Source organism: Edaphosphingomonas haloaromaticamans, from assembly GCF_001853345.1.
Classification (GTDB): Bacteria; Pseudomonadota; Alphaproteobacteria; order Sphingomonadales; family Sphingomonadaceae; genus Sphingomonas_E; species Sphingomonas_E fennica.
In genome coordinates, this window is record NZ_MIPT01000001.1 from 3,577,865 (window position 1) to 3,602,981 (window position 25,117).

Here is a 25,117-nt window from a genome sequence, read left to right on the forward strand (position 1 = left end):
GCTTCAGCCCGGCACCGATCGGCGGCGGGACAGCCGCACCCAGGCGGGGCTGCGGGTCAACAGCAGCATCAGCGCCAAGGCGGCCCAGCGAACGGGCTTGCCCCGGCGCAGATAGTGGCGGGCGACGCCGTCGAAGCCGATCGGCGAATCCGCCTCGGCCAGCCGGCGGTAGCGCCGCAGCTCACCGCGCAGATATCCCCAGCCGGATCGCCAGCGGGCACCCAGCAGGCGCTTGCCGATCTTCACATATTCGCGCGCGCAGAAGCGGGACACGGCAAGGCGGGTTTCCACGCCGGCATGCGGCAGCGCCGCCNCCAGCGCTTCCCCGAAGCCGCGCAGGGCCAGCGCGAGATCGTCGTGCCGGCGGGTATCGAAGGCGCCGCGCGTGCGGGCGATGCGCGCCATGATGCTGCCCGGCCGGCGGCGATAGAAGACCCACGGCTCGGCGGCATAATAATGGCTGCGCGTGCGCAGCACGACCCATGGGACCGTGGCGACATCCTCGAAGCAGGCACCGACCGGGAAGCGGATTCCGTCCCACAGCTCGCGCCGGCAGATCTTGGACCAGAGATGCAGGCGCCGCGCGCTGAATATGCCCTGGACCAGCGCCTCGCAGTCCGTTTCCAGGCGGCCGGCGACGCCGTCGAAGCTCGCCATTGCCGCACCGTCCTCCACGCCGCCGCTGCCGGCCCGATAATCGCACAGCACCATGTCCGGCCGGTGCGCCGCGACGATCGCCTCGAGGCCCGCGATCGCGCCGGGAAGCAATATGTCGTCCGAATCGAGGAACCAGACATAATCGCCCCGCGCTTCGTCCAGAAGCTGGTTGCGGGCCGCGCTCACCCCCCGGTTGAGCGGGTGGGCCAGCAGCCGGACGATATCGGGGCGAATCGCGCGAAGCTGCTCGCACCGCATCGGGGAGCCATCGGTCGAGGCATCGTCCAGCAGGACGACCTCCACGCCGCCATCTCCGATCTGGTCCAGCACGGAGCCAATGCATTCAAGCAGATACGGCTCGACATTATAGACAGGCACCAGCAGGCTGAGCCAGATCGAGGCCGATTCCGCGACGACAGGCACAGCCATCGTGCCGCCGTCAGCCGGCCGCACGTCGACATCATCTTGCATTCCCACCCCCAAGGCGCCGCACACGCCCTATCCGTCCCCCAGGGGCCGAGCGGCGCCGGCGGGCGATCTAGATCGCAATCTTCCGATTGTCGCCCTGAAAGTGCCGCATTGCGATTTCATGGAAAAAACCTATCCGGGTTTACATTACCCGCTCATGACAGGTTGATTAAGGACAAGGTCGCGGTGAAGAGCACGGAATCGATCCAGGGCGGTTTCTGGAACCGTTCGCACCATCTGGACAGGATGACGCTGCGCGAGCTTGTCGTCGCCTATTTCCAATATCCGGCGATCATCGCCTATCTCGGCCTCGCCGTCGCGGCGATCGGCGCCTGGTTCTGGCGGCCGGCCGGGCTGGCGCAGACGCTGGCGGCGATCGTGATCGCCACGCTGGTCTATCCCTTCGTCTGGTATTGCCTGCACCGCTGGGTGCTGCACAGCAAGTGGATGTGGAAATCCAGGTTGCTGGCACCGACCTGGAAGCGCATCCATTATGATCATCATCAGGACCCGAACCATCTGGAGGTGCTGTTCGGCGGCCTCCACACCACCCTGCCGACGATCGCCGTGGCGACCGTGCCGATCGGCTATGCCATCGGCGGCTTCGGCGGCGGCGCGGCGGCGCTCGCCACCGGCCTGATCACCACCTGCGTGTATGAATTCTTCCACTGCATCCAGCACCTTGCCTACAAGCCGCGCAACAAGTGGGTGGCCGCGATCAAGCAACGGCACATGCAGCACCATTTCCACAACGAAAACGGCAATTACGGCATCACCAACTATTTCTGGGATCGCCTGTTCGGCACCTTCTACGAGAAGGCCGGCGAGCGGAAGAAGAGCTCGACCGTGTTCAACCTGGGCTACACCACCGAGGTGGCCGAGGAATATCCGCACGTCGCCCGGCTTTCGGGCGGGGTCGCGACCGGCCATCCCCGCAAGCGCCAGCGCGATTGATCCCGGTGCCAGGCATAGTCATCAGCCCGGTGGCCGGCGCCGCCGACCGCCGGGCGTTCGTCGATCTTCCGTGGAAGCTTTATGCGGCCGATCCGCATTGGGTGCCGCCGCTGAAGGATGAGGTGCACGGCCTCATCAATCCGAAGAAGAACCCCTGGTTCGGCCATGCCGAGGCCGCCTTCCTGCTCGCGCGCCGCAACGGCCGGGTGGTCGGCCGGATTTCGGCGCAGATCGACCGGCTGGTGCTGGAAATGCCCGCCATCCAGGGCGGCGGCCCCGGCGTGGGCCATTGGGGCATGTTCGAGGCGGAGGATGCCGAGGCGGCAGCGGCGCTGATCGCGGCGGCCGAGGATTGGCTGCGCGCCAAGGGCATGACCCGCGCGATGGGGCCGTTCAGCCTTTCGATCTGGGACGAGCCGGGCCTGCTGGTCGAGGGCCACGACCATAGCCCGACGGTGATGATGGGCCACCATCTGCCGGCCTATCAGGCGTGGATCGAGGCGGCGGGCTATGCCGGCGCGCGCGATCTTGCCACCTACGAACTGGACATTTCCCGCGAATTTCCGCCGCTGGTGCAGCGCATCGTCGCATCCGGCGAGCGCAACGCCCGGATCAACATCCGCAAGGTGGACAAATCCCGTTTCGACGAGGAAGCCGCGCTGCTGCTGGGCATCCTGAACGATGCGTGGTCGGACAATTGGGGCTTCGTGCCGCTGACCGACGCCGAGATCGCTTATGCGGGCAAGAAGCTGAAGCCGATCGTGTTCGAGGACCTGATCCGCGTGGCCGAGGTGGAGGGCGAACCCGTCGCCTTCATGATGACGCTGCCCGACCTAAACGAGCTGACCCGCGACCTCGACGGCCGGCTGTTCCCCTTCGGCTGGGCGAAGCTGCTCTGGCGGCTGCGGCGCCCGCAGGTGCGCACCATGCGCGTGCCGCTGATGGGCGTGGTGAAGCGGCTGCAGGCGACGCGGCTGGCGAGCCAGCTCGCCTTCATGATGATCGAATATATCCGCCGCGATGCCGTGGCCCATTATGGCGCGACGCGCGGCGAGATCGGCTGGATCCTCGAGGACAATCAGGGGATGAAATCGATCGCCGAGACGATCGAGAGCCGGGTGAACAAGATCTACCGCATCTACGAGAAGGCGCTGTAGCGACCCGAACAATGCCCTTCCGGTTCGCACGCCGCCTCGCCTGCCTGTTCTCGCTCGCCGTCGCCGCAACCAGCCCGGCGGCGGCCCCGGCGCCCGGCCAGGTGCTGGTGCGGCTGGACACGAGCGAAGGGCCGATCACGGTGGCGGTGGAGACGAAGAAGGCGCCGATCACCGCCGCCAACTTCCTCCGCTATGTCGATTCGAAGCGGTTCGACGACACCAGCTTCTACCGCGCGGCGCGGGCGAAGAACGGATCGGGCAACGGCCTGATCCAGGGAGGCATCAACCGGCGGATGACCCGCGCCTTCATCCCCATCGCGCACGAGCCGACATCCCAGACCGGGCTCCGCCATGTCGACGGCACGCTTTCGATGGCGCGCAACGCGCCGGGCACCGCCATGGGCGAATTCTTCATCACCATCGGCCCCGCGCCCACGCTGGACGCCAAGCCCGGCTATGTCGGCTATGCCGCCTTCGGCCATGTGGTGAGCGGGATGAACGTGGTCCGCAAGATATTGGCCAAGCCGACCTATCCGGGCGGCTATACCGAAACCACCAAGGGCCAGTCGATCATCGATCCGCCCAGGATCATCACCGCCCGCCGGGTGCGATAAGCCGCCGCCTCAGCGCAGCACCACCCAGGTGGGCGCGTGATCGCTGGCTTTCTCCCGCCCGCGATATTCCTTGTCCACGCCGGCATCGGCCAGCCGATCGGCGGCGACGGGGCTGAGCAGGAGGTGATCGATGCGGAAGCCAGCGTCACGCGGCCAGGCGCCGGCCTGATAATCCCAGAAGGTATAGACCTGGCCCGTGGGCTGGATGGCGCGGATCGCATCCGTCCAGCCCTGCGCCAGGATCGCGCGCAGCGCGGCCCGGCTTTCCGGCTGGGCGAGCGCGTCGCTCGCCATCGCCGTCGCCGAGAAGACGTCGTCCTTCAGGTCGGTCGGGATGACATTATAGTCGCCAGCCAGCACCACCGGGCGCTCGCTGGCGAACAGCCCGGCCGCGTGGCGGCGAAGCTGCTCCATCCAGGCCAGCTTGTAATCGAACTTCGGGCCGGGAACGGGATTGCCGTTGGGCAGGTAGATGGAGGCGACGACGACGCCATCCACCTCCGCCTCCAGATAGCGGCTGTGCGAGGGATCGGGATCGTCGGGCAGGCCGCGCTGGCGCTCGACCGGATCGGCGCCGCGCGCGAGGATGGCAACGCCGTTGAACCCCTTCTGCCCGTGCCAGATCGCGCCATAGCCGGCGGCGCGGATATCCGCCTCGGGAAAGGTCTCGTCCGACGTCTTGAGTTCCTGCAGGCAGGCGATGTCGGGCCGGGTTTCCTCCAGCCATTCGAGGAGGCGCGGCAGGCGCGCCTTGATGCCGTTGATGTTGAACGTCGCGATCTTCATGCGCGCGACCTTAGAGGAGCCGGCCGCCGCTGGAAACGGATCAGATCGAAAAGCTGGTGCCGCAGCCGCAGCCCGAGGCTGCGTTGGGATTGGTGACCTGGAAAGCCGCGCCGCCCAGCGATTCGACATAATCGACCGCGCTGCCGGCCAGCAGATCGAGGCTGATCGGATCGACCACCAGGGTGGCGCCGTCGCGTTCCGCCACCATGTCGTCCTCCGCAACCGTATCGGCGAGGCCGAAGCGATATTGGAAGCCGGCGCAGCCGCCGCCGTCCACGGCCAGGCGGAGGATGGCAGGCTTGCCCTGACGCGCGGCGATCGCGGCAACGCGGGCGGCGGCGGCGGGCGTCATGTCAACGGCGGGATTCTCGCTCATGGGAAGCAGATAGGAACGAAAAGGGCCGCCGGCAACTCCTGCCGACGGCCCTCCTCCTCTCCCATTTTCGGGATCTCAGCTTTCCGGGCCACCCAGCGCGACCTGCTTGTTCGCGCGCGTCTGCACGGCGAGCAGATAATCGGTGGACTGGAGGAAGGGGATCGGGTTCACGGCGCGGCCGTCGAGCCGCACCTCATAATGCAGGTGACTGCCGGTGGAACGGCCGGTGGAGCCCATCTTGGCGATCAGATCGCCGCGCTTCACCGCCTGGCCCGGCTGCACGAGGATCTTCGAAAGGTGGCCATAGCGGGTCTGGATGCCCTTGCCATGGTTCAGCTCGACCAGATTGCCGTAGCCGCTGGCCCACTGGGCGCGGCTCACCATGCCATCGGCGGTGGCGTAGACCGGCGTGCCGATCGGGCCGGCGAGGTCGATACCGGCGTGCATCGCGGCGCTGCCGCGGAAGGGATCGGAGCGGACGCCGAAGCCGCTGGTGAAGGAGATATTCTTGTCCGCAAGCGGACGGGCGGACGGGACCGAGATCACCTCCCGCTCCAGCTGGTCCATCTTCTTCCACGAAAGGAAGAGCTGGCGGAACTGGGGATCGGCGCTTTCGGCGACGCTTGCCTTGGTCACCGGTTCATAGGGGCCGCCCATGCCGAGCTGGGCATTGCGCTGGAAGCGGCGGGCATCGACGCCGAGCTTGCGGAGCGCCGCCGTGGCGTTGCGATAGCGGCCCTCGGCGAGCGCCTGGGCCTTATCGGCCAGCGTTTCCTGCTGCATCGCGACCTTGGCATAAGGCGCGGTCAGCGGGCTGAGCGGCGCATCGGGGAGATCGCCGGGCACCATCGACGCCAGCGTCTTCGCATCGGCCGTGCCCTCGACGAGCGCCGACAGGAAGGCCTGGCGCTGTTCGATACGCGCGGCCTGCGCCATCGCATCGCGCTTCATCGCGGCATATTCGGCCTGCATCCGCGCGACCTTACGCTCCATCGCCGCGACCTGGACGGCGGGCGTGGCGGTGAAGGCGTGGATGGTGGCGACGGCGGCCCAGCCGACGAGCGCCACGGCCGCGGCAAGGATCGCAAGCTGGCGACGGGTGCAGAGCCGGATGCGCCGGAGGTTCGATCCGTCGTGAAGGAAGAGATCGCGCGGGCGCAGCGCCCCCCGGAACCTTCCTATCAGACCCGCGTTCAGCGGATGCACGGCAAACGACATTCAAATCCCCCGGTGTGGGTTTGAACTCTCCGGAGGTACGACCCGAGGAGCTGGTTACTGAGAGAGCAAAGTTACTGGTGCTTCCAACGCCGGGCGCTCATCCCGCGATGGTGATGGCGCTTTGTGGAAAACCGAATCCCGTTCGGCAAGGGCGGCGTAGAAATCCCGGGTTAAGCCGGCTGACTCACGCGCCGAGTCGTTGAACGGAGGTTTCAACGCGCCGCGAAAATATGTGTCGACCAGCTTCCGCCATTGCGCGGGAGGGTCGAATCGTTGCGCCCGGCAGCAGGATTCGAACCAGCGCACGCCCGTGGCCACATGGCCGATCTCGTCATCGAAAATGCGGCGGAGGACGCGGGCGGAGGCGGCGTCGCCAGAGACCGCGAAGCGATCGATCATCGCCGGCGTGACATCGAGCCCGCGCGCTTCCAGCACCATCGGCACCACCGCGAGCCGGGCCAGCGGATCGCCCGCCGTCGCCTCCGCCGCTTCCCAAAGGCCGTCATGGGCGGGCAGATCGCCATAGGCCGCGCCGAGCGCATGGAGACGCCGGGCGACGATGGCGAAGTGCATCGCCTCCTCCGCCAGAACCCGCATCCAATCATCCACGAAAGCGCGGGGGAAAGCCGCGCCGAAGCGGCCGATTATGTCGGCGGCGAGATCGATCGCGCCATGTTCGATATGGGCGAGCGCGTGCAGCATGGCGATGCGGGCGCGCAGGCTGCCCGCACGGCCGCGCTTGGGCATGCGCGAAGGCGGCAGCAGTTCCGGCCGGTCGCCCCGCGCCGGACGATCGGGCATGGCGACCGGGAAGGCGTGGGCGAGCCGGCCGAGCCGCCAGTCGCGCGCGGCGGCGTGGGCCGCCTTCACCTTGGCGCGCGGATCGGCCGTCAACAGGACCAGCCGGACGGCTTCGGCGACCGTCGCGGTCATGCCGGCGCCTGAACCGCCTTCAGCACCTCCGCCGCATGCCCCGGCACCTTCACCTTGCGCCAGACGCGGACGATCCGGCCGTCGGCGCCGATCAGGAAGGTCGCGCGCTCGATCCCCATATATTTGCGGCCATACATGGATTTTTCCACCCAGGTGCCGAACGCCGCGCAGACGCTGTCGTCCGCGTCGGTCGCCAGATCGACCTTGAGATCATATTTAGCGATGAACTTCTGGTGCCTGGCGGCCGAATCCTTGGAAACGCCGACCACGGCCGCGCCGGCCGCGGCGAATTCCGCCGCCAGATCGGTGAAGGACTGGGCCTCCGCGGTGCAGCCGCTGGTATCATCCTTGGGGTAGAAATAGAGCACCAGCGGCCGCCCCTGGAAATCGGCGAGCGTGCGGGTGCTGCCATCCGCCATCTGCAAGGTCACGTCCGGCGCCTTGTCGCCCTGATCCAGCATAATCCCGTTCCTTTCGATTGAACGCCGCGCGCGTCACGCGCCGGCCGAAACCCTGGCCCATTCGTCCCGCACGACCGCGCGCGCGGCATCATAGGCGATCACGAGCGCATCCCAATTGGGCTGGCCGCAGGCTTCCGCCACCAGCGGGCGGGACACCGGCAAGGGCTCCCCCCCGCGCGGCGAAACCAGCCTGAAGGTGACGAGCATGCGGGCCAGCAGGGCATGGGCGACGGCCAGATCGGACGAGAGGAGCCCATCGTCCACCAGCATGCGGATCGCCTCACCCAGGCGGGGGTCGAAGCCGGTGCGGTGGCGGAGCTGCTGGACATGGACGGCGAATTCGCAATCGACCAGCCCGCCTTCGATGAGCTTCACGTCGAAAGGCCCCGATGGCGGCTTGTGACGCGCCATTTCGCCCCGCATCTTGACCGCGTCGGCGATAAGCTGGCCCGCGTCGCGCGGCGCGCCCAGCGTATCGGCGATGATCCCGGCAATGGCGGCGCGCACGTCGGGCCGGCCGTAGACGGGGCGGGCGCGGGTGAGCGCCATATGCTCCCACGTCCAGGCGCTGTCGCGCTGATATTGGGCGAAGCTATCGACCGAGACCGCCAGCAGCCCCTGCGCACCGGACGGCCGCAGCCGGGTATCCACCTCGTAAAGCGGGCCGGATGCGGTGGGCACGCTGAGCGCCGCCGTCACCCGCTGGGCCAGCCGGTTATAATATTGGGTGGCGCCGAGCGGCTTTGCGCCGTCGGATTCGGCGATGTGATCGCCATCGAAAAGATAGATCAGATCGAGATCGGACGCGTGGGTGAGCGCCGCCCCACCCAGCCGGCCAAGGGCAAGGATGGCAAGGCCGCCACCGGGCACGCGGCCGTGCGCGGCCTCGAACTCCGCCACCGTCGCATCGACCAGCGCGACCAGTGCGGCTTCCGCGACCCGCGCATAGCCGTGGCTGACGTCCAGCGGGTCGCTGGCCCGCTCGATCAGTTGCACGCCGAGCGCGAACCGCTTTTCGCCGACGCGCTGGCGCGCGCGATCGAGCAGCATCTGATAATCGTCGCCGGGCTCCGCCTGCCCGATTTCGCGGACGAGATCGGCAACCGATGCCGGCGGATCGAAGGCGCTGGCATCGATCAGGCCATCCAGCAATGTCGGCCGCCGGCCGAGCGCCTCGGCCAGGGTGGGCGCGTGGACCAGCACGTCGGCCACCATCTTCGCCAGCGCCGGGCGCGCTTCCAGCAGGCGGAAGAGGTTGATCGCGCTGGGCAGGCGGGAAACGATATCGTCGAAGCGGTTGAGCGCGACATTGGGATCGGGCGCCTGGCCTAACGCCCGGACCAGCCCCGGCAGCACCGCTTCCAGCGCCTCGCGCGCGGCGGGCGAACGCAGCGGACGCGGCCCGCCCGATCGCCAGGATTCGATGCGCGCGCGGGCGGCGGGCGCATCGGGGAAGCCGGCGGCGGAAAGCGCCGCCTCGATCAGATCGGCATCGTGCGACAGCCCTTCCGGGCGACCTTCGTCCAGCGAATCATAGATGCGGCCCACCGCCTCGACATGCGGGCGGAGCAGCGCGAGCAATGCGCCGCCATCCTCCACGCCGTGGAGGCGCGCCACATTGTCCAGCGCCTCGGGCTGGCGCGGCAGGCTGTGGGTCTGCTGGTCCTCCACCATCTGCAGGCGATGCTCGATCGTGCGTTCCAGCCGATAGGCATCGGCCAGCACTGCCGCCTCGCCCCCGTCGATCCGGCCGGCCGCCGCCAGCGCCGCCAGCGCATCGAGCGTGGCCGGCGCGCGCAGCGCCGGTTCCCGCCCGCCATGGATGAGCTGGTGGATCTGCGCGAAGAATTCGATCTCGCGGATGCCGCCGCGCCCGCGCTTCAGATCGAAGCCGGGGCCGAAGCTCTGCCCCTGCGAATGATGATCGCGAATGCGGCGGGAAAGCGCGCGAATCTCCCGAAGCGCGCCATAATCGAGCGCGCGGCGCCACACGAACGGGCGGATGGCCGCGAGAAATTCCTCGCCCAGCGCCTTATCCCCGGCGGCGGCGCGGGCGCGGATGAAGGCGGCGCGTTCCCAGGGCAGCGCGCTCGATTCATAATAGGATATCGCCGCCTCCACCGGCAGCACGATCGGCGTGGCTTCGGGCGACGGGCGCAGCCGCAGATCGACGCGGAAGACGTAGCCGGCATCGTCGCGCGCCTGGAGCAGCTCAACCACGCGCTTGCCGATCCGCACGGCCGCCTCGATCGGCTCGTCCCGTTCCCGCTGGGGCAGGGTTTGCGGGTCGAAGATCAGGATCGGATCGATGTCGGAGGAATAATTGAGTTCCCGGCTGCCATGCTTGCCCAGCCCCAGCACGGCGAAGCCCCGGGGCTCCTCGCCCGGCGTACGCTCGGCGATCGCCGCCGCGATCGCGCGGTCGAGCGCATGGTCCGCGAAATCGGAAAGCGTGCCGACGACCTCCTCGAACGGCATCAGCCCCGCGAGATCGGCAAGCCCCACCGCCAGCGCCAGCGCCTGCCGCTGGCGCCGGAGAGCGCGGCCGACATCCTCCTCCCCTTCCCCCGCCTGCCGGGCGGCGGCGAGCGCGCCCGCCACGTCGCCGGCGGCGATCAGGGCGGCGATGCCGGGCCATCGTTCGGCCGCGCGGCGCAGGAAGGGCGCATGGGCGAAGGCGCGATCGATCGCCACGGACGGAGCGGACATCATGCCAGCCTGCATAAGCCGCGCGGCCGAACGATCAAGTTTTGAGAGACAGTGGCAAACGAGCCGCAACCGAGGGCCGCACGATGCGTTCTATCGTCATGGATCTTTCACGCGACACAAAGGATGGAACGGGACCAATGCATCAGGCCGTGGTGGAATTGACTGCGCCGCCACGGGCCGGCCAAGGGGTAGGCGACGCGCTGCGCCAGGCCTATCGCCCTGAAATGGCCGAGATTCCCGTCGAGTGGCGGCAGCTTATCCGGCAATTGGATTGAGGAGGCGGATGGCGCGGCCCGGCCGGGCGGCGCCTGCGGGCGGGCTCAGCGCCCGCGACTGAGATCGTCGACCTCGTCCATGATCGACTGCAGCGCCGTCTGGTTGGGATGGCCTTCATAGCTGCGCCGCGACGGCAGCTTCCCCTCGTTCAGCAGATGTTCGAGCGCGACGCGCCCGCGCGCGACCCGGCTCTTGATCGTGCCGACCGCGCATCCGCAGATTTCGGCCGCTTCCTCATAAGCGAAGCCGCCGGCGCCGACGAGGATCAGCGCCTCGCGCTGCGGCTGCGGCAAGTGGAGCAGCGCACGCTGCATGTCGCCCAGCTCGACATGGCGATCCTGGCTGGCGGGCGCGGCCAGCACGCGGGCGGCCGTCAGCTCGTCCCACTCGCCCTTGAAGCGCGCGCGCCGCATCTGGGAGAGGAAGAGGTTGCGCAGGATGATGAAGGTCCAGGCGCGCATGTTGGTGCCGGCCTGGAAGCGCTGGCGCGCCGCCCAGGCCTTCATCAGCGTTTCCTGGACGAGATCGTCCGCCAGATCGCGATTGCCCGAAAGCGAACGGCCGAAGGCGCGCAGATGGGGGATGACGCTGGCGAGCTCGGTCTTGAACGCCTCGTCCGAAAGCGGCGCCGGCGGGGGAGCCCCGTCCTCGCCCGTCGGGCGGTCTTCATCTGTCATTCGGGATTCCCGTTGAAATAGGGGCGCGGCGCGGCGGCGCGCGAAAAGGCGCGCTCAGCCGAAGATGCCGAGGGTGAAGGCAAAGGCGATGACGACCAGAAGCAGCGAAATGGCCAGCACATAACGCACCACGTGCGGCGTGACGCCGGCCCGCGCCTCGGTTTTCGAAAGATGGACCCGATCCTCTGCCATTTTCTTCTCTCACAGGCTGTTGTCCGTTGGATTCCAACGCGGGGCTTGTGGGCGGGTTCCATTCGGTTCGGAAAGACAACGGTTCGCGACCGCGCTCGTCTCAGGCCGGCACCGTGCTTTCGTCGAAGAACAGGGCCTGCGCGATCGCCGCCTTCACGGTGGATCGCTGGAAGGGCTTGGTGATGAGGAAGGTGGGTTCCGGGCGCTCGCCGGTGAGCAGCCGTTCGGGGAAGGCGGTGATGAAGATCACCGGCACGGAGAAGCGCGCCAGGATATCCTTGACCGCGTCGATGCCGGAGCTGTCGTCGGCGAGCTGGATGTCCGCCAGCACCAGGCCGGGGCGGTGCGCCAGCGCCTGGGCGACGGCCTCGTCCCGCGTCACCGCCACGCCCGTCACGTCATGGCCGAGATCGCGGACGATGGTTTCCAGATCCATGGCGATGATCGGTTCGTCCTCGATGATCAGCACCTCGGCCTGGGTCTGGCGCTCGATCTCCTCCAGCGCCTCCGAAACGAGCCGGTTCACATCCTCCGGCGTGACGCCGATCAGATAGGCGACATCCTCGCTGGTGAAGCCTTCCATCGCCGTCAGCAGCAGCGCCTGCCGCGACAGCGGCGTGATCCGCGACAGCCGCGCCCGCGCGATCCCTTCGCGATCGCCCTCGGGCGGGGCGGCTTCCGGCTCGTCATTGTCGTTGGTGGAGGACCAGATGCGCTGGAACATGCCGTAAAGCCCCAGCCGCGCATCGACATCGCGCGGGAAATCGCCCGGTGCCGCGACGATGGCCTCGAGGCACGCCCGGACATAGGCATCGCCGTGCTGCTGGCTTCCCGTCAACGCCCGCGCATAGCGGCGAAGGAAAGGAAGATGTGGCGCGAGTTCCTGGCCGAGTGACATGCGTTCCCCTTTGGGTCTATCTGCGCGACGCCGCACTTTCGGCGCCCGTTGTGCGACCGGCCCGCGGAGGATGCAAGCGCGGGCCGCCGGCCTTCCCCTCCGCGATTTTGCCGATCACCATCAACAACCGGAACAATCGGCGGAGTTTTTTGTTTCCATCGCCAAGTCGGCATTTTATTCCGGTCACGCAGAGCGGCCCCATGGGGGATGGCAGCGCGGCCCGGACGCCAATGACGAACGGCCGTCGCGGGCCGCTTGGCGCATTCGGATCGGGGACGAAACAGTTTGGCGGCGAACGGAAAAAAGGAGAGACCGGTCGAATCCGACCAGACAGGTCAGGCACCGGCGAAACCGCGTCGAGGCAATGATTCCCATATAGGCCAGGCTCTCCGGTCGGTATGGGACGAAGCGCTGAGCGAACAGGTGCCGGGCGACATGCTGGATCTGCTGGGCAAGCTCAACTGACTGGACCCCTTCCCGATCGTGCCTAGCCGAACTGCCCTTTCCCCTTTCCCTTCACGAGGTTCGACGCCGTGATCGGCAACCGCTTCGCGCGGCTGTCGACGGGTTTCAAGATGCTGCTGATCTTGTCGATGGCCTTGCTGCCGCTCGGCCTGATCGCGCTGCTCGCCTCCCTCGAATCCGCCAACAGCAACCGTTTCGCGCGGGAGGCCGCCATCCGGGTGATGGCCGCCGACAGCACCCGCCGCCTGGATTCCGCGACCGCCGCCATCGCGCGCGACATGTCCGCCATGGCCGTGCAGATCGGCGACGCGGCGCCGCCGCCCGCCGCCTGCCGCCGATCGCTCGACACGCTGGCCGCCAGCCAGCCGGCGGGCGTCCGCTTCGGCCTGTTCGATCTGGCCGGCAGGCGCATCTGCGCGACCACCGGCTTCGCCAGCGCCAGCATCACCCCGCCCGCCCCCGGCATCGGCGCCGAGGCGCTGCTGGCCCAGGGCATAAACGCGATGCGCATCACCATCGCCCAGAATCACTGGCTGATGGCCGCCGAGGTGCCGCGCGAGACGCTGGCCAGGATCGCGGCGCCCGCCGCCAGCGCCAATGCCATCACCCTGCTGCTGTGGCAGGGCGATGCCAGCCTCAACCTGGCCAGCCAGGGCAATCTCGGCGCGCTGGACCAGACGCTGAAGGTCGCCTCCCCCGTGGCGGGCGGGCAGCTTGCCCTGGAGCTTCGCGCCAATGTCGCGCCGATGCGGGCGATCGAGCTGCTGATGGTGCTGCTGCCCGTGCTGATGTGGATCGCGGCGGGGCTGATCGGCTGGCTGGTGATGGACCGGCTGGTGCTGCGCCCGCTGGCCCGCCTGCAGCAGGCGGTGAGCAATTATTCGAGCGCGGAAGGCCCGCTGCGCGCGCCCGCCATGACGACGCCCTCGCAGGAGATACGCAGCCTCGCCCAGGCCTTTTCCGATGCCACCGCCCGCCAGTTGCAGCATGAGGCGGATCTGGCGGAGGGTCTGGCGCGCCAGACCCGCCTCACCCGCGAGGTGCACCATCGGGTGAAGAACAACCTCCAGGTCGTCTCCAGCCTCATCAACCTCCACGCGCGCGGCGCGCGCGGCGAGGAAGCGAGCGACGCCTATGCATCGATCCAGCGCCGGGTGGATGCGCTGGCGGTGGTGCATCGCCATCATTATGCGGAGCTGGAGGAAAATCGCGGCGTCGACCTGCGCGCCCTCGTCGGCGAGCTTGCATCGAACCTGCGTGGCACGGCGACGGGCGAGGCGGCGGCGATGCCGGTCCGGCTGGAGATCATGCCGGCGGCGGCATCACAGGACGTGGCCGTGCCGGTATCCTTCCTGATCACCGAGGTGGCCGAAATGGCGATGAGCTGCGATCCGGCGGGCGGCCTCGTCATCCGCCTCGGCCCGACGGATCGGCCCGATCGCGCGCTGGTGGAGCTGATAGCCCCCGGACTTGCCAACGAAAAATGCCGCAAGCATCCGGCGATCAGCCGGTTCGAGCGCGTCACCGAAGGGCTGGCCCGCCAGTTGCGCGCGCCATTGCGGCGCGGAACGGACGGGCGGCTGGCGATCGAAATTCCGATCGTCGCGGATCGCCGCGACTGAACGCAACTTGTCCCGCCCGGCTGCGTTGCGCTGGGACGGGAGAGCCATAACATGAACGACACATCAGGCCCGCGAAGGGCCATGGTGGACAACCAGATCATTGCCAGGGGGATCAGCGATCCGCGTGTAATCGATGCGATGCTGCAGGTGCCGCGCGAACTTTTCGTGCCGGAGGCGGCGCGCGCTGGCCTATAGCGATCAGCCGCTGGCAATCGGCGAGGGGCAGACCATCTCCCAGCCCTATATCGTCGCGCTGATGATCGAGGCGGCGGCGATCGGCCCGGAGGACCATGTGCTCGAGATCGGCGCCGGATCGGGCTATGCCGCCGCCGTGATGGGGCGCATCGCCCGCACCGTCCATGCGGTGGAACGGCTTCCCGCTTTGGCCCGGGCGGCGGGCGAACGCATGCGGGCGCTGGGCATCGACAATGTGACGATCATCGCCGCCGACGGCGCGCGCGGATGGCGGGCGCACGCGCCCTATGACGCGATTCTGGTGCCGGCCGCCGCCGCCGCCCTGCCCCCCGAGCTGCCGGACCAGCTTGCGGCGCGCGGGCGGCTGGTGCTGCCGCTTGGGCCGGCCAGCCAGCAGCGGCTGATCCGGCTGACGCGCCGGGAGGATGGCGGGCTGGCGGAAGCCGACCTCGGCGACGTGCGGTTCGTGCCGCTGATCGCCGCCGACGGCTGAATCCGCCCGGTCATCGCGGCTTGCCTGCCCGGACGCCGCTTCCTAATCTGGCGCATCACCGGGAGATCATGGATGAAGGCGGCATCGGCGCTCGATTATCGGGCCATCGCCAGGGCGCGGCTGCCGCGCTTCCTGTTCGAATATATCGATGGCGGCAGCTATGCCGAGGTGACGCTGCACCGGAATATCGCCGATCTCGAGGCGATAGCCTTGCGCCAGCGGGTGATGAACGACGTTTCCGGCATCGATCTGCGGACCGAGATGTTCGGCCGGCAGATCGCCATGCCGGTGATGCTGGGGCCGGTGGGGCTTTCCGGCATGTATGCCCGGCGCGGCGAAACCCAGGCCGCGCGCGCGGCGGCGAAGGCCGATATCCCCTTCACCCTTTCCACCGTGTCGGTCTGCTCGATCGGCGAGGTCGCCAGGGCAGCCCCCGCGCCGATCTGGTTCCAGCTCTACATGATCCGCGATCGCGGCTTCATGCGCGATCTCCTGCAGCAGGCGCGCGAGGCGGAATGCCCCGTGCTGGTGTTCACGCTGGACATGCCCGTCGCGGGCACCCGGTATCGCGATTACCGGTCGGGCCTTGCCGGCAATTCCGGCTGGCTGTCGGCGGCGCGCCGTTATGCCCAGGCGGCGATGCGGCCGCGCTGGGCGTGGGACGTCGGGCTGCTGGGCAGGCCGCACCAGCTTGGCAACGTCGCGCCGGTGCTTGGCCGCAAATCGGGGATCGACGATTTCTTCGGCTGGGTCGGCAGCAATTTCGACCCGCGCGTCACCTGGGCTGACCTGGATTTCGTGCGGGAGAATTGGGACGGCCCCCTGGTGCTGAAGGGAATATTGGACCCGGAGGACGCCCGCGCCGCCGCGGCCGCGGGCGCGGACGGCATCGTCGTTTCCAACCATGGCGGGCGCCAGCTCGATGGCGTGCTTTCCACCGCGCGCGCCCTGCCGCCGATCGCCGATGCCGTGGGCGACAGACTGACCGTGCTGGCCGATGGCGGCGTGCGTTCCGGGCTGGACGTGGTCCGCATGCTGGCCCTGGGGGCCAAGGGGGTGATGCTGGGCCGCGCCTGGGCCTATGCGCTGGGCGGCGGCGGACAGGCCGGCGTCGCCCACATGCTGCAACTGATCGAGGCGGAGATGCGCGTGGCGATGGCGCTGACCGGCGTCACCAGCATCGGCGCGATCGATCGCGGCATCCTGGCCTGAGCCGGCGGCGCCCGGCCGCCGCGCCATCGTTCAGGCCGCGACGGGCTTCCGCTTCACCAGTGCCATGCGCAGGCAGCGGCAGACGACCTCGTCCCGCTGGTTCCACAGCTCGTGCCGGAAGGTGACGATGCCGGCATCGGGGCGGGACCGGGAATCCTTCAGCTCCGCCACCTCGGTTTCGGCGCGCATCGTATCGCCGATGAACACGGGCTTGGGCATGGCGAGCTTGTCGTAGCCGAGATTGGCGATCAGCGTGCCGAGCGTCGTTTCCGCGACCGAAAGCCCTACCATCAGCGCGAAGGTGAAGGTGCCGTTGACGATGATCTGGCCGAACTCGCTGGCCTTGGCCGCTTCCACATCGATGTGCATCGGCTGCGGATTGTGCGTCATGGTGGAGAAAAGGAGATTGTCCGTCTCCGTCACCGTGCGGCGGATATCGTGGACGATACGATCGCCCACCTTCCATTCTTCATACCAACGACCTGCCACAATCATCCCCTATATTGTTCTTGCGCGTCGATTCCGGCCGGATCATGCCGGCAACTTCCGTCAAACAGGTTAAAGCGGGCGGATCATTCCGCCTTCGCATCCTTTTCGACGCGGGCGAGCGTGATGCCTTCGGCCACCTGCGCGCCGGCAACCGCCTTCAGATCGGCGACGATGCCGTCGAACGGGGCGATCAGCGCCTGTTCCATCTTCATCGCTTCCAGCACCAGCAGCTTCTGCCCCTTGGCGACGGCCTGCCCTTCCGCGACGTCGACCGAGACGATCCGGCCCGGCATGGGCGAAAGGATCGCGCCGTCCGATGCCCCGCCGCCGCCCGTGCCATCGAAGCGGGCGAGGCGGAAGCCGTAGGTCTGCCCGCCTTCCACCAGCACGAGATCGTCGCCGACGCGCTGGCTGGCGCCGCCGACCTCGCCCCCCTGCCAGACGTCGATCACCCGGGTCTCGCCGCCGCAGGACAGGGCGATGGCCGAACGGCGCGGCTGGTTGAGCCGGAAGCCCTCGATCGCGGTCCACGGCGCCGGCCCGTCCAGGAGGGCACCGAGCCCGTCCTCATAATCCCCGATCAGGCCGAGCGCGGCCAGCTTCCACCCGCCCGCATCGGGCACCGGGGACGGCAGCAGCGCATCCTGATGATCGGCGATGAAGGCGGTGGTGACATCCCCGGCCAGGAAGGCGGGATGGCGCAGCGCCCGGAACAGGAAGCCCGCGTTCGACGCGACGGGCCATAGCCGCGTCCATTCCACGCCATCGGCCAGCCGTCCGATCGCCGCCGCGCGATCGGGCGCGTGGGCGATCAGCTTGGCGATCATCGGATCGTAGAAGGAGGAGATGCCGTCCCCTTCCGCCACGCCCGTTTCGACGCGGATGGGGGCGCCGGGCAGGTCCAGCAGCTCCAGCACGCCCACCGAGGGCAGGAAGCCCCTGATCGGATCTTCGGCATAGAGCCGGACCTCGACCGCATGGCCGTTGATCGCCAGATCCTCCTGCCGCATCGGCAGCGGCTCCCCGGAAGCGACGCGGAGCTGCCATTCGACCAGATCGACGCCGGTAATCTCCTCCGTCACCGGATGCTCGACCTGCAGCCGCGTGTTCATCTCCATGAACCAGATGCGATCGGCGCGCAGGCCCGCCGAGGCATCGGCGATGAACTCGATCGTGCCGGCGCCGACATAATCCACCGCCTTCGCCGCGCGGACGGCGGCGGCGCAGATCGCCTCGCGGGTTTCCGCGTCCATGCCCGGCGCGGGCGCCTCCTCGATCACCTTCTGGTGCCGGCGCTGGAGCGAGCAATCGCGCTCGAACAGGTGGACGACATTGCCCTGGCGATCGCCGAACACCTGCACCTCGATATGGCGGGGCGACAGGATATATTTTTCGATCAGCACGCGATCGTCGCCGAAGGAGGCCGCCGCCTCCCGCCGGCAGGACAGCAGCGCATCGGCGAAATCGGCAGCGCCGTCCACGCGCCGCATGCCCTTGCCGCCGCCGCCGGCCACCGCCTTGATCAGCACCGGATAGCCGATGGCATCCGCTTCCGCCTGGAGGCGCGCGTCGGACTGGTCGTCGCCCAGGTAGCCGGGCGTGGTCGGCACGCCGGCATCTTGCATCAGCTTCTTGGCGGCATCCTTCAGCCCCATGGCGGTGATGCTGGCGGGATCGGGGCCGACCCAGATCAGCCCCGCGTCGATCACCGCCTGCGCGAAGCCGGCATTTTCCGAAAGGAAGCCGTAGCCGGGATGGATCGCCTCGGCGCCGCTGGCCCTGGCGGCGGCGATGATGCGATCCCCCACCAGATAGGATTCGCGCGCCGGCGACGGGCCGATATGCACGGCCTCGTCAGCATGGCGGACGTGCAGCGCATCCGCATCGGCATCGGAATAGACGGCGACGGTGCGGATGCCGAGCCGGCGCGCGGTGCGGATGATCCGGCAGGCGATCTCGCCCCGATTGGCGATGAGGAGGGAGGTCAGCACAAACCCACCCCGTCATGCTGAACTTGTTTCAGCATCCATCTCTCCAGTTGTTTCATGCTATCCAGGGCAGAATGAGCCGCCAGCCCTGCGTCTACATCCTTGCCAGCGACCGGTACGGAACACTCTACATCGGCGTAACGTCGAACCTGCCTGTGCGGCTGCATCAGCATCGCACCGGCACGATACCGGGCTTCACCTCTCGCTACGGCGTGCATCGGCTGGTCCGGCTTGAGATGTTCGAGGATATGCAATCCGCCACAGCGCGCGAAAAGCAGCTCAAACGCTGGCATCGCGAATGGAAGATCAACCTGATCGAATCCGATAATCCCAATTGGATCGATCTGGCGATTGGCTTGGGATTTGAACCGGCAGGACGGCATATGCCGCACGATGGACCCTGAAACGAGTTCAGGGTGACGATTCAAGTTTGGCATCGTCCCGGCCATCACATCCGGAACACGCCGAACGCCGGGCGTTCGGGGATCGGGGCGTTGAGGGTGGCGGCGAAGGCGAGGCCCAGCACGTCGCGGGTCTGGGCGGGGTCGATCACGTCATCGTCCCACAGCCGCGCCGTGGCGTGGTAGGGATTGCCTTCGTCCTCGTAACGCTGGCGGATCGGCGCCTTGAAGGCCTCGGTCTGCTCCGGCGTCCAGCTATCGGCATCGCGGTGGACGGTGGCGAGGACGCTGGCCGCCTGTTCTCCGCCCATCACGCTGATCCGGCTGTTGGGCCAGGTGAACAGGAAGCGCGGGGAATAGGCCCGGCCGCACATGCCGTAATTGCCCGCGCCGAAGCTGCCGCCGATCAGCACGGTGATCTTGGGCACGGTGGCCGTCGCCACCGCCGTCACCAGCTTGGCGCCGTCCTTGGCGATGCCGCCGGCTTCATATTTGCCGCCGACCATGAAGCCCGAGATGTTCTGGAGGAACAGCAGGGGCACGCGGCGCTGGCAGGCAAGCTCGATGAAATGGGCGCCCTTCATCGCGCTTTCCGAGAACAGGACGCCGTTATTGGCGAGGATCGCCACCGGCATGCCCCAGATCCGCGCGAAGCCGCAGACCAGCGTGGTGCCGTAGAGCGCCTTGAATTCGTGGAATTCCGATCCGTCGACGATGCGGGCGATCACCTCGTGCACGTCATAGGGCGCGCGCACGTCCGGCGGGATGATGCCGTAAAGCTCGTCCGCCGCGAACCTGGGCGGACGCGGATCGGCGATGTCCACGTCGATCGCGGGCACGGTGTTGAGCGTCGAGACGATATCGCGGACGATGGTGAGCGCGTGCTCGTCATTCTCGGCGACATGATCGACCACGCCGGATTTGCGGCCGTGCGTCTCCGCCCCGCCCAGCTCCTCGGCGGAGATGATCTCCCCGGTGGCGGCCTTCACCAGCGGCGGGCCGGCGAGGAAGATGGTGCCCTGGTTGCGGACGATGATCGTCTCGTCCGACATCGCCGGCACATAGGCGCCGCCGGCGGTGCAGCTTCCCATCACGCAGGCGATCTGGGGAATGCCCTTGGCGGACATCTGCGCCTGGTTGAAGAAGATGCGGCCGAAATGATCGCGATCGGGGAAGACATCCGCCTGGTGCGGCAGGTTGGCGCCGCCCGAATCCACCAGATAGACGCAGGGCAGGCGGTTCTGCTCGGCAATCTCCTGCGCGCGCAGATGCTTCTTCACCGTCATCGGGAAATAGGCGCCGCCCTTCACCGTCGCGTCATTGGCGACGATCATCACCTGCCGGCCGGAAACCCGGCCGATGCCGGCGATCACGCCCGCGCCGGGGGCCTCGCCCTTATACATGTCGCAGGCGGCGAGCTGGCCGATCTCCAGAAAGGGGGAATCGGGATCGAGCAGCCGTTCCACCCGATCGCGCGGCAGCAGCTTGCCCCGCGCCACATGGCGCTGACGCGAGGCTTCCGGCCCGCCCAGCGCGGCGGCGGCGACGCGCGCGCCCAGCTCCTCCACCAGCGCGCGGTTGTGCGCGGCATTGGCACGGAAGGCTTCGGAAGCCGTATCGACGGCGGAGGTGAGGACGGGCGCGGTCATGCCGCCGCCTCGTCATGCTGAACTTGTTTCAGCATCCATTCGCGCTCCCTTGCGATTGCCGATGTTGCGTCAATGGACCCTGAAACAAGTTCAGGGTGACGGGGGGAATTTGTCAGGCGACAGGGAAGGATCGTCATCCCCCGATCAGCTCCCGGCCGATCAGCATGCGGCGGATCTCGTTGGTGCCGGCGCCGATATCGAGCAGCTTGGCGTCGCGCATGAAGCGTTCGACCGGCCAGTCCCTCGTATAGCCGGCGCCGCCCAGCGCCTGCACCGCCTCCAGCGCGACCTTCACCGCATTTTCCGAGGCCAGCAGGATGGCGCCCGCCGCATCGAACCGCGTCGTCTTGCCGGCATCGCAGGCGCGCGCCACGGCATAGACATAGGCGCGGGCCGAATTGAGCGCGACATACATGTCCGCCACCTTGGCCTGCATCAGCTGGAAGGCGCCGATCGGCTGGCCGAACTGGCGGCGGTCGCGCACATAGGGCAGCACCACATCAAGGCAGGCCTGCATGATGCCGAGCTGGATGCCGGCCAGCACAGTGCGTTCGTAATCGAGGCCGGACATCAGCACGCCGACGCCGCCGCCGACCGGCCCCATCACATTTTCCTCCGGCACCTCGCAATCGTCGAACACCAGCTCCGCCGTGGGGCTGCCGCGCATGCCGACCTTGTCGATCTTCTGCCCGATCGAGAAGCCGGGCATGCCCTTTTCGATGAGGAAGGTGGTGATGCCGCGCGATCCCTCGCCCGTCCGGGCATAGACGACGAGCGTGTCGGCATAGGTGGCGTTGGTGATCCAGAACTTCGTGCCGTTCAGCACGTAGCGATCGCCCTTCCTTTCCGCCTTCAGCTTCATCGACACGACATCGGAACCGGCGCCCGCTTCCGACATGGCGAGCGAGCCGACATGTTCGCCAGAGATGAGCTTGGGCAGGAACCGCGCCTTCTGATCGGGCGTCGCCCAGCGGCGGATCTGGTTGACGCAGAGGTTGGAGTGTGCGCCGTAGCTGAGGCCGATCGAGGCCGAGGCGCGGGCCACCTCCTCCTGCGCCACGACATGCTCCAGATAGCCGAGGCCAAGGCCGCCGTCGGCTTCCTCCACCGTGATGCCGTGCAGGCCCAGCGCGCCCATTTCGGGCCAGAGATCGCGGGGAAACCAGTCCTCCGCGTCGATCCTCACCGCCAGCGGCGCGATGCGATCGGCGGCGAAACGCGCGGTCGTCTCGCGGATGGCATCGGCCGTCTCGCCCAGCGCGAAATCCAGATTCTCGGCCAAGGCCCTCTCCTCCTCGATATCGCCGGTGCATCTACAGGCCATCGAACCTGCGACAAAATTGAAATCGCGCGGGCCATATCATAGACAGTATCTATGATAGACCGATATCTGCTGCGCTATTTCCTCGCCGTGATCGATCATGGCAATTTCAGCCGCGCCGCCGAACAATGCAATGTTTCCCAGCCGACGCTTTCGGTGGGCATCGCCAAGCTGGAACGCATGCTGGGGCGCCCCTTGTTCCACCGCACCAACCGGCGGGTGGAACTGACGCCGGCGGGCGCGCATTTCGCCGTCCATGCCCGGCGGATCGAGGCGGAGTTCAACCTGGCCGAGGCGGCCGTGGCCGGCCAGCGCGGGCGGCGGACGGTGCGGCTCGGTGTGCTGGCGACGATATCGACGGCGCTGGTCGCGCAATTCGCCAGCGTGCCCGGCGATGCCGACGAGCAGGTGGAACTGGTCGAGGGGCGCGAGCGCGACCTGCTCGACAGGCTGGCGCGGGGCCGCATCGACGCGGCGTTGACGATCCTGCGGCCGGACAATGACCGCTATGCCCGCGAGGCGCTGTGGCAGGAAGGCTATGGCCTCGCGCTGCCGGCCTCGCATCGGCTGGCGGGGGAGGAGGTGATCGCCGCCGAGGCGCTGGCCGATAACGTCATGATCGTGCGCCGCCATTGCGAAGTGCTGGCCGAGACCAGCCACCATTTCACCACGCGCGGCGTGCGGCCCTTCTTCGCGGCGCGGACCACCAACGACGATCGCGCGCTGGCGCTTGTCGCGGCGGGCATGGGGGTGACGGTGATGCCGGATCGCCATGCCGCGCCCGGCGTGGTGCGCGTGCCGCTGGCGGGGTTCGATCATGTCCGCCGCATCGGCCTGCTGTTCGCCACCCATGCCGATCCGGCCGATCTGGGGCGGACCGCGACGCTGGCCGCGGTGCGGCGCGCGGCGGCGGCGTGATCCCCCGGTCGCCGGCCCCGCCCGCGATCAGCAGCGCCGCGCGCGGCCGGCGCGGCGGCGGCCCAGCATGATCCGGCTGACCAGCCACCCGCCCACCAGCGGCAAGACGATCAGCGCGACGCCCAGGCCCATCAGCATTTCCATGCTGATCAGCCCAAGCGATCCCAGGCTGCCGGCCCAATAGCCGGGCGCCAGCAGCGCCGGCACCCACACGACGGCCGAGGTGATGTTGGCGACCTGGAAGGCGCGGCCGTCCATCTGCATCACGCCCGCCACCAGCGGCACCGTGGCCCGCACCGGCCCGAGGAAGCGGCCGAGGAAGACCGAGACGAAGCCGTAGCGGCGGAAGAACAGCCGCGCCCGCGCGACGGCGGTGCGATGGCCCTTCAACGGCCAGCGATGATAGACGCGCGGACCGATCCGCCGGCCCAGCGCATAGGATATCCAGTCCCCCGCCACCGATCCGAGGATCGCCCAGAACAGCACCGGCGCCGGATCGAGCACGCCGCTGCCGATCAGCCCGCCCACCGCGATCATCAGCGCGATCGCCGGCACGAACATGCCGATCAGCACCAGCGATTCGGCGAAGGCGAACAGGCCGATCACCGGCCCCGCGATCGCCGCATTTTCCGAAATCAGCGCGATCAGGCGGGCAAGGGCTTCATCCATCGGCGGTCGCGACCTCAAGCCTGGCGGAACGGCCGCCGCGCATCATCGCCGCGGCCCTGCCGGCGCCGCGCGGGTGCGGCACGCACTGTTCATACACATGGACGACGGACGAAAGTATGTCATCCCAATGATACCCGTCGGCTGCATTGGCGGCGGCATGGCCAAGCGCCTCGCGCAGCAGCGGACGGCGGACCAGATCGGTCATCGCATCCGCGAAGGCCCCGGCATCCCCCTGGGGCACGAGCAGGCCGGTGCGGCCATGCGCGATCAGGGCGGATGCGCTGGGCACATCGGCCGATATCACCGCGAGGCCGGACGCCATCGCTTCCAGATTGACGTTGCCGAAGGCTTCGGTGACGCTGGGGTTGACGAGGATATCGGCGCTGGCAACCGCCCGGCCCAGCGCCGCCCCTTCGAGATGCCCGAGGAAATTGGCGTTGGGCAGCCTTTCCGCCAGCCAGGCCCGCCCCGGCCCGTTGCCGACGATCATCGGGCGGACGGCGTGGCCCCGCGCCCGGACGGCGGCGATGCTCTCCGCAAAGATATCGAGCCCCTTTTCCCGCACCAGCCGGCCGAAGAAGAGCGGCACGACATCGCCCGCCTCATAGCCGAGGCGGGTGCGGAAGGCTTCGTCGCGCAGGCCGGGATGGAAACGGCCGCGATCGACGCCGCGCCCCCAGATCGCGACCTTTTCGTCCCCGCACACCTCGCGGAGCATGGCGGCGATCGGCTCGGTCGGCGCGAGGACGCGATCGCAATCGCGGTAGAAGCGATCGAGATAGCGTTCCACCGGCCCGCGCAGGAAGCGGAGGCCGTAATAATCGAGATAGGTCTCGAACCGGGTGTGGAGGCTCGCCACCACGGGGATGCCGAGCGCGCGGGCATGCTTCTGCGCCTGGCGGCCCAGCAGATCGGGCGCGGAAAGATGGACGATATCGGGCGCGAAAGCCGCCAGATCGCGCCGGATGGCGCGCGGCAGGCCCAGCGCGACCCGATATTCCGGCCGCCCCGGAATGCCGATCGACCTGACCGGGACCACCTTCCCCACCGACTTGAAGGCCGGCGTCGGCGCGGTGGGGGAATAGATGCGGACCTCCGCCCCCGCCCGATCGAGCAGAAAGGCGACCAGCCGGTTCAGCGCCTGGTTGGCACCATCGCGCACGCAATCATAATTGCCCGAAAACAGCGCAACCCGAAGCCGGCGCCGCGAGGGGGCGGCAGGCGCCTCATTGTCCTGGAAGCCGGGGAGGATGGACGTTGCGGGGAGATGACGGGAAGGGGAAAGCGATACCATATCTGGTTTACGGCTTGCCCCGGCG

General features: G+C 68.2%; 26 protein-coding genes. 10 read left to right on the forward strand and 16 right to left on the reverse strand.

All coding sequences use genetic code 11. From position 1 onward, the window contains the following. Window positions 1–3 precede the first annotated feature (3 nt). Window positions 4–1,128, reverse strand: coding sequence for a glycosyltransferase family 2 protein (locus BHE75_RS16620; protein WP_070934522.1), 1,125 nt, complete (start codon window positions 1,126–1,128; stop codon window positions 4–6). 162 nt (window positions 1,129–1,290) lie between these two features. On the opposite strand from BHE75_RS16620, the gene BHE75_RS16625 reads away from it, so the two are divergent. The 3 genes from BHE75_RS16625 to BHE75_RS16635 are packed head-to-tail and all read left to right on the forward strand — an operon-like array spanning window position 1,291 to window position 3,850. Further along, a complete protein-coding gene (locus tag BHE75_RS16625; protein ID WP_070934523.1) occupies window positions 1,291–2,079 on the forward strand; it encodes a sterol desaturase family protein in 789 nt (262 codons plus the stop codon). Further along, window positions 2,076–3,236 (forward strand): N-acetyltransferase, encoded by a 1,161-nt coding sequence (locus BHE75_RS16630; RefSeq protein WP_191225212.1) that lies wholly within the window; start codon window positions 2,076–2,078, stop codon window positions 3,234–3,236. The genes BHE75_RS16625 and BHE75_RS16630 overlap by 4 nt, the downstream gene beginning before the upstream one ends. Before the next feature lie 11 nt (window positions 3,237–3,247). Continuing rightward, window positions 3,248–3,850 (forward strand): peptidylprolyl isomerase, encoded by a 603-nt coding sequence (locus tag BHE75_RS16635; RefSeq protein ID WP_015457977.1) that lies wholly within the window; start codon window positions 3,248–3,250, stop codon window positions 3,848–3,850. A 9-nt stretch (window positions 3,851–3,859) separates the two neighbouring features. Here BHE75_RS16635 and xth read toward each other — a convergent pair whose 3' ends face one another. The 6 genes from xth to BHE75_RS16665 all read right to left on the reverse strand — a co-directional run bounded on the left by xth (window position 3,860) and on the right by BHE75_RS16665 (window position 10,333). Then, a complete protein-coding gene (xth, locus tag BHE75_RS16640; RefSeq protein WP_070934524.1) occupies window positions 3,860–4,636 on the reverse strand; it encodes an exodeoxyribonuclease III in 777 nt (258 codons plus the stop codon). A 40-nt stretch (window positions 4,637–4,676) separates the two neighbouring features. Then, entirely contained in the window at window positions 4,677–5,012 is a 336-nt protein-coding gene (gene erpA / locus BHE75_RS16645) for an iron-sulfur cluster insertion protein ErpA (RefSeq protein WP_015457979.1), read from the reverse strand. A gap of 75 nt (window positions 5,013–5,087) precedes the next feature. Further along, entirely contained in the window at window positions 5,088–6,230 is a 1,143-nt protein-coding gene (locus tag BHE75_RS16650; RefSeq protein ID WP_015457980.1) for a M23 family metallopeptidase, read from the reverse strand. A gap of 54 nt (window positions 6,231–6,284) precedes the next feature. Then, the gene (locus BHE75_RS16655) at window positions 6,285–7,163 is read right to left on the reverse strand and encodes a ferritin-like domain-containing protein (protein WP_070934525.1); all 879 of its coding nucleotides are present in this window, start codon (window positions 7,161–7,163) and stop codon (window positions 6,285–6,287) included. Then, window positions 7,160–7,624 (reverse strand): peroxiredoxin, encoded by a 465-nt coding sequence (locus BHE75_RS16660; RefSeq protein WP_070934526.1) that lies wholly within the window; start codon window positions 7,622–7,624, stop codon window positions 7,160–7,162. The genes BHE75_RS16655 and BHE75_RS16660 overlap by 4 nt, the downstream gene beginning before the upstream one ends. Window positions 7,625–7,657: 33 nt before the next feature. Next, window positions 7,658–10,333 carry a bifunctional [glutamine synthetase] adenylyltransferase/[glutamine synthetase]-adenylyl-L-tyrosine phosphorylase gene (locus BHE75_RS16665; RefSeq protein WP_139181751.1) on the reverse strand — a complete coding sequence of 892 codons (2,676 nt, stop codon included), beginning with the start codon at window positions 10,331–10,333 and terminating at the stop codon, window positions 7,658–7,660. Between the two features lie 137 nt (window positions 10,334–10,470). Here BHE75_RS16665 and BHE75_RS24560 point away from each other — a divergent pair, with 137 nt between their 5' ends. After that, window positions 10,471–10,608, forward strand: a complete 138-nt coding sequence (locus BHE75_RS24560; protein WP_191225214.1) for a hypothetical protein — start codon at window positions 10,471–10,473, stop codon at window positions 10,606–10,608. A gap of 45 nt (window positions 10,609–10,653) precedes the next feature. Here BHE75_RS24560 and BHE75_RS16670 read toward each other — a convergent pair whose 3' ends face one another. From BHE75_RS16670 to BHE75_RS16675, 3 genes are all read right to left on the reverse strand, one after another. Beyond that, the gene (locus tag BHE75_RS16670) at window positions 10,654–11,286 is read right to left on the reverse strand and encodes a sigma-70 family RNA polymerase sigma factor (protein ID WP_015457984.1); all 633 of its coding nucleotides are present in this window, start codon (window positions 11,284–11,286) and stop codon (window positions 10,654–10,656) included. A gap of 54 nt (window positions 11,287–11,340) precedes the next feature. Further along, window positions 11,341–11,478 carry a hypothetical protein gene (locus BHE75_RS24565; protein ID WP_015457985.1) on the reverse strand — a complete coding sequence of 46 codons (138 nt, stop codon included), beginning with the start codon at window positions 11,476–11,478 and terminating at the stop codon, window positions 11,341–11,343. Window positions 11,479–11,578: 100 nt separating this feature from the next. Further along, complete coding sequence (locus BHE75_RS16675; RefSeq protein WP_015457986.1) at window positions 11,579–12,376, reverse strand: response regulator; 798 nt, start codon at window positions 12,374–12,376, stop codon at window positions 11,579–11,581. A 285-nt stretch (window positions 12,377–12,661) separates the two neighbouring features. Here BHE75_RS16675 and BHE75_RS25375 point away from each other — a divergent pair, with 285 nt between their 5' ends. From BHE75_RS25375 to lldD, 4 genes are all read left to right on the forward strand, one after another. Then, window positions 12,662–12,841, forward strand: a complete 180-nt coding sequence (locus BHE75_RS25375) for a NepR family anti-sigma factor (RefSeq protein ID WP_041864825.1) — start codon at window positions 12,662–12,664, stop codon at window positions 12,839–12,841. Window positions 12,842–12,909: 68 nt separating this feature from the next. After that, window positions 12,910–14,463 carry a sensor histidine kinase gene (locus tag BHE75_RS16685; RefSeq protein ID WP_070934527.1) on the forward strand — a complete coding sequence of 518 codons (1,554 nt, stop codon included), beginning with the start codon at window positions 12,910–12,912 and terminating at the stop codon, window positions 14,461–14,463. Window positions 14,464–14,596: 133 nt separating this feature from the next. Beyond that, entirely contained in the window at window positions 14,597–15,151 is a 555-nt protein-coding gene (locus BHE75_RS16690; RefSeq protein WP_254684474.1) for a protein-L-isoaspartate(D-aspartate) O-methyltransferase, read from the forward strand. 72 nt (window positions 15,152–15,223) lie between these two features. Then, window positions 15,224–16,363, forward strand: a complete 1,140-nt coding sequence (gene lldD, locus BHE75_RS16695) for an FMN-dependent L-lactate dehydrogenase LldD (RefSeq protein ID WP_070934528.1) — start codon at window positions 15,224–15,226, stop codon at window positions 16,361–16,363. Between the two features lie 30 nt (window positions 16,364–16,393). Here the strand turns inward: lldD and BHE75_RS16700 are convergent, their stop codons facing one another. After that, entirely contained in the window at window positions 16,394–16,852 is a 459-nt protein-coding gene (locus BHE75_RS16700) for a MaoC family dehydratase (protein WP_015457990.1), read from the reverse strand. Window positions 16,853–16,935: 83 nt separating this feature from the next. Continuing rightward, window positions 16,936–18,843 carry an acetyl/propionyl/methylcrotonyl-CoA carboxylase subunit alpha gene (locus BHE75_RS16705; RefSeq protein WP_070934529.1) on the reverse strand — a complete coding sequence of 636 codons (1,908 nt, stop codon included), beginning with the start codon at window positions 18,841–18,843 and terminating at the stop codon, window positions 16,936–16,938. A gap of 71 nt (window positions 18,844–18,914) precedes the next feature. Between BHE75_RS16705 and BHE75_RS16710 the strand changes: the two genes are divergently transcribed. Next, window positions 18,915–19,244, forward strand: coding sequence for a GIY-YIG nuclease family protein (locus tag BHE75_RS16710; RefSeq protein WP_070934530.1), 330 nt, complete (start codon window positions 18,915–18,917; stop codon window positions 19,242–19,244). A 44-nt stretch (window positions 19,245–19,288) separates the two neighbouring features. Here the strand turns inward: BHE75_RS16710 and BHE75_RS16715 are convergent, their stop codons facing one another. After that, window positions 19,289–20,890 (reverse strand): carboxyl transferase domain-containing protein, encoded by a 1,602-nt coding sequence (locus tag BHE75_RS16715; protein ID WP_070934531.1) that lies wholly within the window; start codon window positions 20,888–20,890, stop codon window positions 19,289–19,291. Window positions 20,891–21,023: 133 nt separating this feature from the next. Beyond that, complete coding sequence (locus BHE75_RS16720) at window positions 21,024–22,172, reverse strand: acyl-CoA dehydrogenase family protein (RefSeq protein WP_254684475.1); 1,149 nt, start codon at window positions 22,170–22,172, stop codon at window positions 21,024–21,026. 93 nt (window positions 22,173–22,265) lie between these two features. Here BHE75_RS16720 and BHE75_RS16725 point away from each other — a divergent pair, with 93 nt between their 5' ends. Further along, a complete protein-coding gene (locus tag BHE75_RS16725) occupies window positions 22,266–23,129 on the forward strand; it encodes a LysR family transcriptional regulator (RefSeq protein WP_015457995.1) in 864 nt (287 codons plus the stop codon). Between the two features lie 27 nt (window positions 23,130–23,156). On the opposite strand, the gene BHE75_RS16730 is transcribed toward BHE75_RS16725, so the two are convergent. Further along, window positions 23,157–23,798: a DedA family protein gene (locus BHE75_RS16730; RefSeq protein ID WP_070934533.1), complete on the reverse strand. Its 642-nt coding sequence runs from the start codon at window positions 23,796–23,798 to the stop codon at window positions 23,157–23,159. Next, the gene (locus tag BHE75_RS16735) at window positions 23,791–25,092 is read right to left on the reverse strand and encodes a glycosyltransferase family 4 protein (RefSeq protein ID WP_070934534.1); all 1,302 of its coding nucleotides are present in this window, start codon (window positions 25,090–25,092) and stop codon (window positions 23,791–23,793) included. The genes BHE75_RS16730 and BHE75_RS16735 overlap by 8 nt, the downstream gene beginning before the upstream one ends. Window positions 25,093–25,117: the final 25 nt, after the last annotated feature.